Origin of the sequence: Mesorhizobium sp. M5C.F.Ca.IN.020.32.2.1 (assembly GCF_004023105.1) — a bacterium.
Taxonomy (GTDB): Bacteria; Pseudomonadota; Alphaproteobacteria; order Rhizobiales; family Rhizobiaceae; genus Mesorhizobium; species Mesorhizobium wenxiniae.
In genome coordinates this window covers 1-12,934 of record NZ_RZSX01000065.1, presented here as the reverse complement: position 1 = coordinate 12,934, position 12,934 = coordinate 1, and the positions used below count along the sequence as shown (strand labels likewise).

General features: G+C 63.4%; 15 protein-coding genes and 3 pseudogenes. 10 read left to right on the top strand and 8 right to left on the bottom strand.

The features are described 5' to 3' along the window. Together EOA86_RS05450 and EOA86_RS05445 are read right to left on the bottom strand one after the other, a co-directional pair. Positions 1–570: alpha/beta fold hydrolase (locus tag EOA86_RS05450; protein WP_128340917.1), on the bottom strand; the 570-nt coding region annotated here is incomplete at its 3' end. Between the two features lie 30 nt (positions 571–600). Next, positions 601–1,203, bottom strand: a complete 603-nt coding sequence (locus EOA86_RS05445) for a CDP-alcohol phosphatidyltransferase family protein (RefSeq protein WP_128340916.1) — start codon at positions 1,201–1,203, stop codon at positions 601–603. 225 nt (positions 1,204–1,428) lie between these two features. Here EOA86_RS05445 and EOA86_RS39985 point away from each other — a divergent pair. From EOA86_RS39985 to EOA86_RS05425, 4 genes and pseudogenes are all read left to right on the top strand, one after another. Beyond that, positions 1,429–1,539, top strand: a pseudogene (locus tag EOA86_RS39985) (RpiR family transcriptional regulator); the annotation flags it as partial. Beyond that, a pseudogene (locus EOA86_RS05435) lies at positions 1,536–2,485 on the top strand (ribokinase). The pseudogenes EOA86_RS39985 and EOA86_RS05435, both read left to right, overlap by 4 nt. A 442-nt stretch (positions 2,486–2,927) precedes the next feature. Further along, complete coding sequence (locus EOA86_RS05430) at positions 2,928–3,245, top strand: hypothetical protein (protein WP_128340915.1); 318 nt, start codon at positions 2,928–2,930, stop codon at positions 3,243–3,245. Positions 3,246–3,913: 668 nt separating this feature from the next. Next, positions 3,914–4,159 carry a periplasmic heavy metal sensor gene (locus tag EOA86_RS05425; RefSeq protein WP_245497139.1) on the top strand — a complete coding sequence of 82 codons (246 nt, stop codon included), beginning with the start codon at positions 3,914–3,916 and terminating at the stop codon, positions 4,157–4,159. 68 nt (positions 4,160–4,227) lie between these two features. On the opposite strand, the gene EOA86_RS05420 is transcribed toward EOA86_RS05425, so the two are convergent. Together EOA86_RS05420 and EOA86_RS05415 are read right to left on the bottom strand one after the other, a co-directional pair. After that, complete coding sequence (locus tag EOA86_RS05420) at positions 4,228–4,764, bottom strand: Hsp20/alpha crystallin family protein (RefSeq protein WP_127208507.1); 537 nt, start codon at positions 4,762–4,764, stop codon at positions 4,228–4,230. A 57-nt stretch (positions 4,765–4,821) separates the two neighbouring features. After that, positions 4,822–5,286, bottom strand: coding sequence for an Hsp20 family protein (locus EOA86_RS05415; protein ID WP_095520913.1), 465 nt, complete (start codon positions 5,284–5,286; stop codon positions 4,822–4,824). Positions 5,287–5,523: 237 nt separating this feature from the next. On the opposite strand from EOA86_RS05415, the gene EOA86_RS05410 reads away from it, so the two are divergent. Together EOA86_RS05410 and EOA86_RS05405 are read left to right on the top strand one after the other, a co-directional pair. Next, positions 5,524–5,736 carry a hypothetical protein gene (locus tag EOA86_RS05410; protein WP_128340919.1) on the top strand — a complete coding sequence of 71 codons (213 nt, stop codon included), beginning with the start codon at positions 5,524–5,526 and terminating at the stop codon, positions 5,734–5,736. A gap of 152 nt (positions 5,737–5,888) precedes the next feature. Continuing rightward, entirely contained in the window at positions 5,889–6,146 is a 258-nt protein-coding gene (locus tag EOA86_RS05405; protein WP_128340913.1) for a DUF982 domain-containing protein, read from the top strand. 97 nt (positions 6,147–6,243) lie between these two features. On the opposite strand, the gene EOA86_RS05400 is transcribed toward EOA86_RS05405, so the two are convergent. Further along, positions 6,244–6,531 (bottom strand): usg protein, encoded by a 288-nt coding sequence (locus tag EOA86_RS05400; protein WP_127208510.1) that lies wholly within the window; start codon positions 6,529–6,531, stop codon positions 6,244–6,246. Between the two features lie 363 nt (positions 6,532–6,894). On the opposite strand from EOA86_RS05400, the gene EOA86_RS05395 reads away from it, so the two are divergent. The 4 genes from EOA86_RS05395 (at position 6,895) to EOA86_RS41430 (ending at position 9,826) form a co-directional block, all read left to right on the top strand. Beyond that, entirely contained in the window at positions 6,895–7,209 is a 315-nt protein-coding gene (locus EOA86_RS05395; protein WP_065009117.1) for a co-chaperone GroES, read from the top strand. A 57-nt stretch (positions 7,210–7,266) separates the two neighbouring features. Then, positions 7,267–8,898: a chaperonin GroEL gene (gene groL / locus EOA86_RS05390; protein WP_128340912.1), complete on the top strand. Its 1,632-nt coding sequence runs from the start codon at positions 7,267–7,269 to the stop codon at positions 8,896–8,898. Between the two features lie 83 nt (positions 8,899–8,981). After that, on the top strand, positions 8,982–9,197 hold the full coding sequence (locus EOA86_RS05385) for a hypothetical protein (protein ID WP_127208511.1): 216 nt from the start codon (positions 8,982–8,984) through the stop codon (positions 9,195–9,197). A gap of 131 nt (positions 9,198–9,328) precedes the next feature. After that, a complete protein-coding gene (locus EOA86_RS41430; RefSeq protein WP_348633326.1) occupies positions 9,329–9,826 on the top strand; it encodes a DUF982 domain-containing protein in 498 nt (165 codons plus the stop codon). 66 nt (positions 9,827–9,892) lie between these two features. Here the strand turns inward: EOA86_RS41430 and EOA86_RS05375 are convergent, their stop codons facing one another. The 3 genes and pseudogenes from EOA86_RS05375 to EOA86_RS41425 all read right to left on the bottom strand — a co-directional run. After that, positions 9,893–10,909 (bottom strand): ABC transporter permease, encoded by a 1,017-nt coding sequence (locus EOA86_RS05375; RefSeq protein ID WP_095520909.1) that lies wholly within the window; start codon positions 10,907–10,909, stop codon positions 9,893–9,895. Beyond that, positions 10,906–12,483, bottom strand: a complete 1,578-nt coding sequence (locus EOA86_RS05370) for a sugar ABC transporter ATP-binding protein (protein WP_128340911.1) — start codon at positions 12,481–12,483, stop codon at positions 10,906–10,908. Before EOA86_RS05370 ends, EOA86_RS05375 begins: the two co-directional genes overlap by 4 nt. 279 nt (positions 12,484–12,762) lie before the next feature. Next, positions 12,763–12,934, bottom strand: a pseudogene (locus EOA86_RS41425) (sugar ABC transporter substrate-binding protein); the annotation flags it as partial.

Genomic DNA, 12,934 nt, shown 5'->3' with positions numbered 1-12,934 from the left:
CTCGGGGTCATGCGTCAGGAACTTGGCCTTGACGTAGGAATTGACGAAGAAGCGGCCCTTGATCTTCTGCCACAGCGCAATGCCTTGCTTGGCGAAGGGCAGGTAGAGCTTGACGGAAAAGGCCGGCGAGGCCAGCACCACAGCGCGAATCTGCGGTGCATAATCATGCACCCAGGCGGCGGCGAGCACCGCGCCGAACGATTGGGCGATCAGCGCGATGTCGCGCTGGCCGAACCCGTCTCTGCCGATCTCGCGCACGAAACAATCGATGTCGCGCACCAGCGCGGCAAAGGACGGCGCATAGCCGCGTTCGCCGGCCGAGCGGCCATTGCCGCGCGCGTCCCAGGCATAAAAGGCATGGTCGGGCATGTCGAGTTCGTCGACCAGATGCGCCATGCGGCCGCCATGCTCGTGGCCGCGGTGGAACAGCAGGACCGCGCCCTTGGCAGGTCGCCCGACCGCCGGCCAGTAGCGGTAGAAGATCTCGGTGCCGTCATGCGTGCGGAAGGTGCGTTCCTGCGCCACCCGCTGCTCACTTGCGGAAGCGGCAATCGTTGGTTCATGAAGCATGTTGTTCCCCTGGCGGATGCGACCGGAATTTCAGCCACCGCTCCCGTTAAGGCCGCTGCGTATCCGGTTGATGGCGGTCACCAGCGAGAGTGTAGCCATTGCCGGAAACACAAACGGCGAGATCGCTTCCACCCATAGGCCGCAGGCGATGAGGAAGGCGACGATGCCGAGCGCCAGCGCTCGATCGCTCTTGCCGAACGGCCCGGCATAATTGCGCCCCGTGCCCGCCGCGATGCCGAGCACACCGGCGAATTCCACAAGCACTGCCGTGATGGCAAAGGCGACGACGCCCCAGGCGGAGAAGAGAGCGGCAAAGGCCAGGATCAGCGCGAGGTCTGAGACGACGTCGCAGAGTTCGTTGAGGTACATGCCAAGCTTCGAGGCCTGACCATGTTCCCGCGCAAGCATGCCGTCGATGGCGTTGAGTGCCATGCGCGCAAACAGCACCACCGGCATCAGGATGAAGATCGCGCGATGGCCGGCAAGGGCCGCGACCAGAATGCCGGTGGCGACCGACAGGGCGGCAGCCAGTAGCGTGATCTGGTTGGCGGTCACGCCGGCCCCGGCCAGCCGGTCGGCGAGCGGCCGCAGCTTCGCCTGGAAGGCCGGTTTGAGCGCATAAAGCGTCGGCATGTGCGAACCCCCCGGCCGCGGTGCAACTAACGTCTGCGAGGATGGTCAATTGGCGCGCAAGACGCAAGGGCGGCGAGCGGTTGTACATGGTTACGATCAGCAGCGCTGGCCGAGGTAACAAGCGACCGCTGTGCAAGCTCGGAATGGAGCGCCTGAATCCGCTACACGTGCGTTGTTACCGTTTTCGCGAAAGCGGTAACAACTCAGCTTAAAGCTGCGTGGGCACTCGACGCGCTGTTCGTCGCGGTGGCGCAGCGCGACTACCAGGCGGCGGAGCGCAATCTTGGCCGTACCATGTCGGCGGTGACTTCGAAACGCCGGGACAGGGGCACATGACGGCTTCCCCGCCCCTGGTCACCGTGTTCGGCAGCCTGCATTACGACATCATGGTCGAAGCCCCCGACCGCCCGCGCAAAGGCGAAACTGTGACCGGCCATGCCTGGCAGCCGAAATGTGGCGGCAAGGGCGGCAATCAGGCGGTGTCGGCCGCGCGGGCCGGCGTGCGCTCGGCGATGATCGGCGCCGTTGGCGATGACGATTTCGGCCGCGTGCTTCTCGGTAATCTCGAACGCAAAGGCGTCGACAGCCGCTTCGTGCGGGTCGCGCCTGGCGCCGGCTCCGGCATGAGCGTGGCGATCTTCGACGACGGCGGCGACTATGGCGCCGTGATCGTCTCAGGCAGCAATCTCACCTTGGGCGAGAAGGACATCGCCGCCGCGACCGAGATGGTTGCGCACACGTCGGTACTGCTGCTGCAGAACGAGGTGCCTGAAGCCGCCAACATTGCCGCAGCGCGGGCGGTGAGGAGACACGGTGGTCGGATCGTGCTCAACGCCGCGCCCGCGCGAAAGCTGACCGGCGAACTGATCGCACTCACCGATATCATTATCGTTAACGCCATCGAGGCGGAATTTCTGGCCGGCATTCCGGTTTCGACACGCTCGAGGGGGCTGCCGAGGCGGCACGCATGCTGGTCGATTTCTACCCGGCCGCGATCGTCACGGCCGGCGGCGAGGGCGTTGCCTATTGCGACCGCGACGGCCAGGCGTTCGCGCTGGCGGCGATCCCGGTGAAGGTCGCCAGCACCCATGGCGCCGGCGACGAGTTCGTCGGCGCGTTCGCGGCAGGCCTTGCCCGCGGGCATCAGGTCGAGGCCGCCATCGCCGCCGCCAACGCCGCCGCGGCCTTGCTGGTCGCCACGCCGGAAACGGAAGCGCGAGGCGATCTGAGACAAGGCCCTGAGAAGGGGGCGCTGAGAAGGGGGCGCCCATCTCAGCTATAGGGCGACCAGCACTGCTGGCGAGGGCCGGCGGCGGACCGACGCCCTCAGGATGGCAGCTCGGCATAGTCGGGCGGGGCGCTCATTGGGGATGATGCTTTGTTAGCATCGGACTGGCGAGCCACTTACGGCAACAAGGTTAGTTCGGTGCACCACCAGCAAGAAGGTATCGAAAGCCGTTCGTCGTCATCCAGCGGCACGTGCCAGATGCGTTGCCCACGCGCGGAATGGCTCCCGGTTCGGGGTCTATATGCGGCTTTAGCATCGCGACTTGCCAGCAATGGCGCCCGTAATAGGCGATAGAAAGGCCCGCGCCGTTTAATTGGAGGACGCGGGGCAGGGTATTGCGGCCCAGGATTGTTCACGCCTGGTCACACGCCGACCGGGCCGGCCGCAAACGGCTGCACTTTAGTGGAACCTAATTTAAATGACGCTATTATCGTGCATGGGGAAACGCGAGGTCCAGACCGTTACTGAATACCGAATAGCTGGAGATCAGCTGACCGATGATCCAGTGATCGCTCTCGATATCGCGGAACGGATATTGCAGGCAGCCGAGCACGACCGGATTGTCTATGTCGTCGCGACAGCAGAGCCACCCCAAGCCGACCTTATCGAGCAAACAGAGCCTCAACGGATCAGGGCTACCACGACCTCTTTCCGCGACCTTGAAGTTTTGCTGCTTGTTCTCTATGCGGCCTATGCACTCGTCGTGCTGGGTGTCACCGCTTTCGTGGTGATGGAGTTAGGCCCTGTTCTTTAGACGTGCTTCAGCAGTTCGATAATCGAAACGAAAGCCCGCCACCCTTTCGGATGACGGGCTCCGTTGCCTGGATGCCAGGAACGCCACGGTAGCGACTTCTGCTACTAATGCTCCCGTAGATATTCAATATGCGGCCTACGCGCCGCCCGGCGCATCGGCTGAACAAATGAAGCCCGCGCCTCTGGCGGAGAGCGCGGGCCCGATCGGGTTGCAGCCCGATCCGCAGCAGGAACCCGGAGGTTCCGCCGCTCGGGAGTAATTATTAGAACTTTCTAATATCCATGCATCGTCCGGATGAATGATGTAAGCGCCCTCGTAAACGAACACCTTGTCAGGAGATTCTTTTGCCTGAGTCATGTTTGCTCCCTCTCCGCCGGGCCTCAAGCACACTTTTGAGACAAACGTTCGTGTTGGTGGATGGGGTGCGCTTTCAGGGAGAAAGCCGTGGGCAGACAGCAACGCACCGTCGTTTTGGCCGCGGTCTTTGCGTGTGTCCTTGGCTTTGTGCTGTTGGTCCTGATCCTGCAAATAGTGAGTTTGCTTGACTAGATAAGACGCCGAAACCGGCTGCCGGTGTGAATTTTTCCCCGGCGCGCGTAGGGGGCTTCCTGCGTCTCGGTCGGCTCGCTGTTTCACCGGCCCGGACAGCAACACGGTTTTCGCCCGAGGTGGGGAAGGAATTTCGCAGCATCCGCCTCGCAAATCGTCCGCGCACCTTGGCGGCACTGCGCGAGCTGCGCATTGCGCGGGCCAATCTGGCGGCGGCGCAGCAGGCTTCGCGCTTCGACGAAGCGGCGGTGAAGGACGCGATGGCAGCGGTGCGCACCGCCACCACAAACCTTCAGGCGACGATGCAGGACTATCTCTTGACCGCGCTGAAGAACGTCAAGGCAAAGCCCGCTGCAGGAAGTTGATGCTGGCAGGGCTGTCGTTCTAAGGTGTCCGGCGCAGCCGGGCGCGTGCGCGTCCGGCTGCCGATGATTTAGTGCTTGCTTCCGCCAGAACTGACTTTGCTGCCACTGATGGCGATGCGCTTGGCCTTCGTCTGCGCGCGCTGGGTCTTGGGCAGCGTCACGCTGAGCACGCCGTTGTGGAAGGCGGCATTCACCTTGTCCTCCTCGACCTCGTAGCCGAGCGGGATGCGGCGCTCGAAGCGGCCGTAGAACCGCTCGGAGAAGTGCCTGTCCTTGTCCTCGGTCTCGGAGCGCTTCTCGCCGCGCAGCGTCAGCACGCCGTCATCGAGCAGCACCTCGACGTCCTTCTCGTCCATGCCGGGGATTTCGGCGGTCACGCGGATCTCCTTCTCGCTGTCTGAGATTTCAACACTCGGCCAGCTGGCGCGCGCCGACGAAAATCCGCTGAGCGACGGCATGCGCGTTTCGAAACCGCGGAACGCGTCATCGATCATGCGGTTCATCTCACGATGCAACGCCATGAACGGGTCCCGGTCATCGTCACGATAGAAGCTGGGAACCGGACTGTTCTCCCGGCCCCACGGAATGAGATCACGAATAGCCATTGATGTTCTCCTTTCTCGACTGGTTGTGCCAAAGGCGACGTCAGAGATCGCCTTCGCTCAGGCGGCCTGCTTCGGCTTCTCGACCTGCCCGGCCTTCGGCGCACCGCCTTGCTTGGCGATTGCAATGCGACGCGGCTTCATCTCCTCGGGCACTTCGCGCACAAGGTCGATCGTCAGCAGACCGTTGTTGAGCGAGGCGCCGGTGACCGTCATGTGATCGGCAAGCTCAAAGCGCCGTGTGAACGGCCGCACCGGAAGGCCGCGATGCAGATATTCCACTGTGCCCAGTTCCTTGCGCTCGCCCGAGACGATTAGAAGGTTGGGCTCGTGGCTGATGTCGAGATCGTCTTCGGAGAAACCGGCGACGGCGATCTTCACGCGATAGGTGTTCTCGTCGCTTCGCTCGATGTCATAAGGCGGCCAGCTGTCGACTGCCTGAGGCGCGTTTTCCAGTAGGTTGAAGACGCGGTCGAAACCGATGCTCGACCGATAAAGCGGGGAAAAGTCGAATGCGGTTCTCATAGCTACATCCTCCATTGAGCAACATAGTACGAGGGACGCCAAAGAGCTTGGCGCTCCCTGGGTTCTGCCGGCCCCATTCGGCAACCGGCAATGTCGATTTGGTTATTGCCAGCCCGAAATCAAGACCCAGATTCTGTCCCGCTGCCAGAATTTTTGTTGCCAGATTGTAACTGGGAATGCCGTTTCAACCGTCATTTGAGGGTCGCGCCGGCCCGCCGCATGGAGGATATCATGACCATGACACGCGACGAGATCATTTCGGTGCTGGGCCCGGTGGACGAAGCCGTTATTGCCGACATTGCCTCGACCGGCGCGACGATCGAGGAGTTGCGGGAGGCCTTTGCGTGGGTCGGCGCCGATGAGGCGCTGGTGAACGAGGGCCGCCCCCTGCCGTCGGCTAGGGTGGCGACGCTGATCGGGCTTCTCGAGCCGCCGGACGACGACATATAGCCGGCCGCTGCGTCTGGGCGGGAGACAGTTTGGGCAGGAGGTCTTGAAGCGCGCAGGCAGACGAACCATCTCGTTTGCCGGCGCCGATCGGGCCGCCCTCCTGCTTAATCGAGGATGTTACTTGCTCTAAAAACAGAAAGAAGGAGGAAGTGATGAAGGACGTCCCATTTTCCGAGCCGATCACGCTCAAGCTCCAATCCGTCGGAGAGCGCAAGGTCGCCAGCAGCTGGGAAGCCATCGAATGTATGCAGCAGTGGCCGGACCGGGCGCGCGGCCGGAGCTGGCGCGCAGCCTATCGCGCCTGCCGCGACGCGCTCGACGGCTGGCGCACCGCCCGCGAGGCTCGCACGGCGTTCGTCAAGGCGGCTCGCACGGCCGGACTGCTTGTAAAGGGACGTAAATCCACCTGAGCATCAATCCACCTGAACGAATCCACCTGAGCGTCGGCGCGGACGCGCTATGCGGCAGAGGCGGGCACCTTCATGAAAAGCGCCGCCTCTGCCTGTGTCACTGGAGCGTAATGACGCCACCCACCGCCCGCCATTCAGAGGGCTGGATCAGACGATGATGGGCGACGCGCACGGAATGCAGCGGGCCTTCGATCTCACGCTCCCAATATTCGAGGAAATGCTTCAGCGTCGGGAAATCCGGGGCGATGTCGTATTCCTGCCAGATGAAGAGCTGCAGCAGGTTCCGATAATCGGGAAGACGATAATGGATCTCGGCCGTCGTCAGGCCAAAACCCTGTATCTGGAGCCGGAACGCGGTGCTGACCTGGAATTCATTGCTGACCATGCCATCTCCTTTCGAACGTTCAGGCGTCCATCCTGCGCATGGAAAAACGCTTCCGCTTCCTCATCGGTTCCGGCCGCCGGCAGGCGGTGCCGGGATCGACGACGAAGTCGGAAGGTTGCGCCGCGATTCCAAGCTGCGTCCCTCGTTTCAAGTCCTGGAATAGCGTTAATATTACAGTGCGTTGGCACTCGACCACGGCGAGTGCTAAAATTTTTTCGGCATCCTCTTGAATGCTTGGATCGGCAGACTAACTCGATATGCGCGCTGCCTGAACAGGAGTCGCGCACCGTCGTATCGGCCGGTGTACCGGTCGGCTGCGAAGGGAGGTCCAAGAAAATCTGTTTGTCCTATAAGGAGAACGACATGGCGTTCCGTCCATTGCATGACCGTATCCTGGTCCGCCGCATCGAGGTCGACGAGAAGACCGCGGGCGGCATCATCATTCCCGACACTGCCAAGGAGAAGCCGCAGGAAGGCGAGGTCATCGCCGCCGGTCCCGGCGCGCGCGACGATAGCGGGCAGTTGCAGCCGCTCGACGTCAAGGTCGGCGACCGTATCCTGTTCGGCAAATGGTCGGGCACTGAGATCAAGCTCAATGGCGAGGACCTGCTCATCATGAAAGAAAGCGACGTGTTGGGCGTAATCGAAGCCACCGACAAGATGCAGAAGGCCGCCTGAGCGGGCCTGGACGAGCAACCAGTCAACGAAAAGCTGCCTGTTTGAAGGAGTTATCCAATGGCTGCCAAGGAAGTGAAATTCCATACCGAAGCCCGCGAAAAGATGCTGCGCGGGGTCGATATCCTCGCCAATGCGGTGAAGGTGACGCTCGGTCCTAAGGGCCGCAACGTCGTCTTCGACAAGTCGTTCGGCGCCCCCCGCATCACCAAGGACGGCGTGACCGTCGCCAAGGAAATCGAGCTTGAGGACAAGTTCGAGAATATGGGCGCGCAGATGGTGCGCGAGGTCGCCTCGAAGACCAGCGACACCGCCGGCGATGGCACCACGACCGCGACAATTCTTGCTCAGGCCATCGTCAGGGAAGGGGCCAAGGCGGTCGCCGCCGGCATGAACCCGATGGACCTGAAGCGCGGCATCGACAAGGCGGTCGACGCCATCGTCGCCGACCTAAAGTCCAATGCCCGCAAGGTGACCAGGAACGACGAAATCGCCCAGGTCGGCGCCATCTCGGCCAACGGCGATGCCGAGATCGGCCGCTTCCTCGCCGAGGCGATGGAAAAGGTCGGCAATGAGGGCGTCATCACCGTCGAGGAAGCCAAGACCGCCGAAACTGAGTTGGAAGTGGTCGAAGGCATGCAGTTCGACCGCGGCTATCTCAGCCCCTATTTCATCACCAACCAGGACAAGATGCGCGTCGAGCTCGAAGAACCGTATGTGCTGATCCATGAGAAGAAGCTGTCCAATCTGCAGGCTATGCTTCCCGTACTCGAAGCCGCCGTGCAATCCGGCAAGCCGCTGCTGATCATCGCCGAGGACGTCGAAGGGGAGGCGCTGGCGACGCTGGTCGTCAACAAGCTGCGCGGCGGCCTGAAGGTTGCAGCCGTCAAGGCGCCGGGCTTTGGTGACCGCCGCAAGGCTATGCTGGAAGACATTGCCATCCTGACCGGCGGCACGGCGATCTCGGAAGACCTCGGCATCAAGCTTGAGAACGTCACATTGGAGATGCTCGGCCGCGCCAAGAAGGTGCTGATCGAGAAGGAGAATACCACCATCGTCGACGGTGCGGGCCGCAAGGATGAAATCCAGGCGCGCATCAGCCAGATCAAGGCGCAAATCGAGGAAACCACCTCCGACTACGACCGCGAGAAGCTGCAGGAGCGGCTGGCCAAGCTCGCCGGCGGTGTCGCCGTCATCCGCGTCGGCGGCTCGACCGAGATCGAGGTCAAGGAGCGCAAGGATCGCGTCGACGACGCCATGCACGCCACTCGCGCGGCGGTCGAGGAGGGTATCCTGCCCGGCGGCGGCGTGGCGCTGCTCAGGGCGGCGAAGGCGCTCGATAACGTCGCCGTTGACAATCCCGACCAGAAGACCGGTGTCGATATCGTGCGTCGCGCCATCGAAGCGCCGGTGCGCCAGATCGCCGAGAACGCCGGTGCGGAGGGTTCGATCATCGTCGGCAAGCTGCGCGAGACAACCGACTTCGGCTATGGCTGGAACGCGCAGACCGACGAGTTCGGCGACCTGTACGGACAGGGCGTCATCGATCCGGCCAAGGTCGTGCGCACCGCGCTGCAGGGTGCCGCCTCTGTTGCCGGCCTGCTGGTGACCACCGAGGCGATGGTGGCCGAGAAGCCGAAGAAGGAAGCGGCCGCTCCGGCGATGCCCGGCGGCGGCGGCATGGACTTCTGACGCCAGGCTTCTAAGGACAAACGGCCGTGTCCGCCGACGCGAAGTCGGGCACGGCCTTGCCCGGCTCATAAGCAGGTGTTGCCATGGACATGATGAACAGTTTTGGAAAGATCGCGGCGCCGACTCTTTCCAAGACCGATTTCAACTATGAAACGGAGTGCAAAACGGTGCTGGCGCCGCTTGTCGACGGATTGCTGGACGCGGTCGAGTCGGCCGGCTGGGATCGCCGCAAGGCAGCCTACACGCTGATGTTCCTGTCGGCCCAGCGGTTGGGAGCCGACAAGGAGGAGCGCAAATGATTGCGGAGCGGATGCGTGATTGCCTGCGCCTGCTGAGGTGGTCGGAAACCGATTTCGCCGAAGAGGCGGGCTATCCGGTCGCTAAGGCAAAGGCCTGGCTCTACGGGCGTGAACATCCGCCCCTTGTCGTAATGGCCTGGCTGGAGACGCTCGCCAAGGTGCACCGGCTGCTGCCCCGGCCGAGCATGCCGCCGCAGCCGGCCGCGTTGCATTCGCAGATCGGCGCTGTCATCGCGCAGGCCGTTCTTGAGGATCGCAGCGGCCGGACAGTTGAGTCCCGAAAGGAGCTAGTTGAGCTTCCAAAGGAGAGTGTCATGGATCGTTCTTCTTTCGCAAAGCCGGTCACCATCCTCACCGGCCTCGGCAACCCGACCAAGATAGAAAGCGCGGCTGAGGCCTATGCGCTGCTGTCCGACTGGCCGTCGGCGAGCCGGACGGCCGCGCATGACATCGCCGCCAAAGCCTGCCGGGCCGCGATGGAGGGAGAGATCGACGCCGAGACGGCGCGGGCAACCTTCGTGGCGTTTGCCCGCCGCAACGATCTTCTCGCGCCGCAGACGAGCTCTACGGTTGCGGGCGGAACAGTCGCCGATTGGACGCGTTCGCAGCGTGTGAACGCACCAGCGTGAACGCGCCTTTTCCTTCCCCCACAACAGGGGGGAAGGTAAGATCGCTTTGCGCCGGATCCTCAATCCTCACCGCCTTACCCGCGATTTCAGCCAGCGGTCGAAGGCCACGGCGAGGATCAGGATCAGGCCGATGACGATGCTTTGCGTGTAGGACGAGACGTTGTTGAACTGCAGCCCGTTCTGCAGCACGCCGATCAGTGCTGCACCCACCACCGTGCCGCCTACCGAGCCAATGCCGCCGAATAGCGAGGTGCCGCCGATGACGACCGCCGAGATCACCGTCAGCTCGTAGCCGATGCCGGCGACGGCTTCCGAGGAATTGAGCCTCGCCGACAGCACGAAGGCGGCAAGGCCGGCGAAGAAGCCGACGATGACATAGACCGAGATCAAAATGCGGTCGACGCGCAGGCCGGACAGCCGTGCCGCTTCGGCATTGCCGCCGACGGCGTAGACGGCGCGGCCGTAGCGCGTGTAGCGCAAGACGATGTGGCAGAGGATCGCCGCCGCGGCGAAGATGATCGCCGGCACTGGGACCGGGCCGATCAGGCCGGTGCCGAACCAGCGCATCGAGGCATCGAAGCCGGAGATCGGGCCGCCATTGGAGATCGTCAGCGTCAGGCCGCGAAAGACGGTGAGACCGCCGAGCGTGACGACGAAAGGCGGCACCTTCAGCCTGGTGATGGCAAAGCCCTGGACGCCGCCGGCCATGGCGCCGACGACGACGGCAGCCAGGAGGGCTGCGAACCAGCCATAGCCTTGCGTGCCGGACGTCGACAGCGACAGCGTGTTGGCGGTGCCGCCCTTGGCCACCACTGCCGCGACCATGCCGCAAAAGGCCAGCAGCGAACCGACCGACAGGTCGATGCCGGCGGTGAGGATGACGAAGGTCATGCCGAGCGCGATCAGGCCGGTGATCGAGATCTGCCGCATGATGTTGAAGATGTTGATGGGGTCGATGAAGCTCGGCTTCAGGACGGTAAAAACGACGATCAGCAGCGCCAGGAACATCAGCGGGCCAAAGCTCATCAGCAGCCGCGCGACATTGATGCCGCCGCGCTGGCTCGGTTCGGTCGTGCTGGTCATTGCGTCGCTTCCTGCGTTTGGTCGAGCGCCATCAGTTCCATCAGTTTTTCCTCTGTCGCCTCGATGCCGGGCATCTCGCCGGTGATGCGTCCGCGCCGCATGGCGACGATCCTGTCCGACACGGCAAGCACCTCGGGCAATTCGGACGAAATCATCATGATGGCGATGCCGCGCGCGGCGAGGTGCACCAGGATCTGGTGTACCTCGGCCTTGGCGCCGACATCGACGCCTCGCGTTGGCTCGTCCACGATCAGCACCTTGGGGTCGCGCGCCAGCCAGCGGGCGAGGATGACCTTCTGCTGATTGCCGCCGGACAGCCCCTCTATGGGCTGCTCGGGCGAGGCCATGCGGATCGACAGCGTCTTTCTGTAGCTTGCCAGCGCCTCGCGTTCGCGCCTCTCGGCCATGAAGCCGGCCGTGTTGGAGTAGCGGCCGAGCGCGGCGATAGAAAAATTGGTCAGGATGCCGAGGGTGGCGAAGATCGCCTGATGCTTGCGGTCTTCCGGCACCAGGCCAATGCCGAGCGCGATGGCGTCGGCGGGTGTTTCAGGTGCGATCGGCTTGCCGTCGAGCGTGATGGTGCCGGCGGCGATGCGGTCGGCGCCGAAGATGGCACGGGCGAGCTCAGTGCGACCGGAGCCGACGAGGCCGGCGACCCCGAGAATCTCGCCTGCCTTGAGATCGAGGTCGACGCCTTCGAGCACGATGGCGTGCGGCGCCTGCGGATCGCGCACTGTGCGCAGGCCGCGCACGGAGAGCCTGACGTCGCCGGCGACGTCACGCAGCGTCGGTCTGGCGTAAAGCTCGGATGCAGCGCGGCCGACCATCTTCTCGATGATTTTCGGCAGTTTGATCGGCCCGCCGTCGCGGTCGAGATGGCCGGCCAGCCTGCCGTCGCGCAGCACCGTCATGCGGTCGCAGATGGCAGAGGCCTCTTCCAGCCGGTGGGTGACGAACATGATGGCGACGCCGTCCTTGCGCAGCCGGCCCATGATCGACATCAGCTTCTGCACTTCGGTTTCGGTTAGCGCCGAGGTCGGCTCGTCCATGATGATGAGGCGGCTCTTCAGCGACAGCGCGCGGGCGATCTCGACCAGCTGCTGCTCGGCCACCGACAGTGCCGACACCGGTGTCGCCGGATCGATATTCAGGCCGACGCGGGCGATGATCGTGCGGGAGTCCTCCTCCATCTTCCGCCAGCTGACCAGGCCGAGCGGCCCGAGCGGCGCGCGGCCGATGAAGATGTTCTCCGCCACGGTGAGCGTCGGGATCAAGCTCAGTTCCTGGTAGATGGTGACGATGCCGAGGCGCTTGGCATCCTGCGGATTGTGCGGATTGAATTCGACGCCGTCGAAGATGATGCGGCCGCTGGAAGGCGGCATCACGCCGGACAGGATCTTGAGCAGCGTCGACTTGCCGGCGCCGTTCTCGCCGAGCAGGCCGAGGATTTCGCCGGGCCGAACCTCGAGCGAGACGTCGCTGAGCGCGGTGACGCCGGCAAAGCGCTTGGTCACGCCCTCGACGGCGAGGAGGGCGGGCGATGGCGACGGCGCTGCGGCTTCGGCTGGAGACAAAAAATCCTCCCTGAAAGATGAGATCGATCATTCCGATTGTTACACAAGGTTGGCGGGACAGCGCCCCCCTCTGTCCTGCCCTCTTTGCCACCACTTGGCATCTCCCCCACAAAGGGGGAGATTGCGCCTTCATCACTGGTTTTGCCAATCACCAACGTTGCAGAGGGAAAGCCGGCGTCGGAGCTGCCAATCTCCCCCCAAGTGGGGGAGATGCCCGGCAGGGCAGAGGGGGCGCGGCAGAACGCTACTTTTGCCGCTATGCGCGCCCTCGGCGTCTCCCTACTTCGTCTCACCCAGCCTTTCAGCCTTGTCAAGATTGTCCTTGCCGATGACGATCGGCGTCAGCAGGACGAGCTTTTCCTTCGGCTCGGTCTTGTCCCTGGCATAGGCGACGGCGATCTGCACCGCGGTGCGCGACTGCTCGCCGTGGAACTGTTCGACGGTGCCGGCC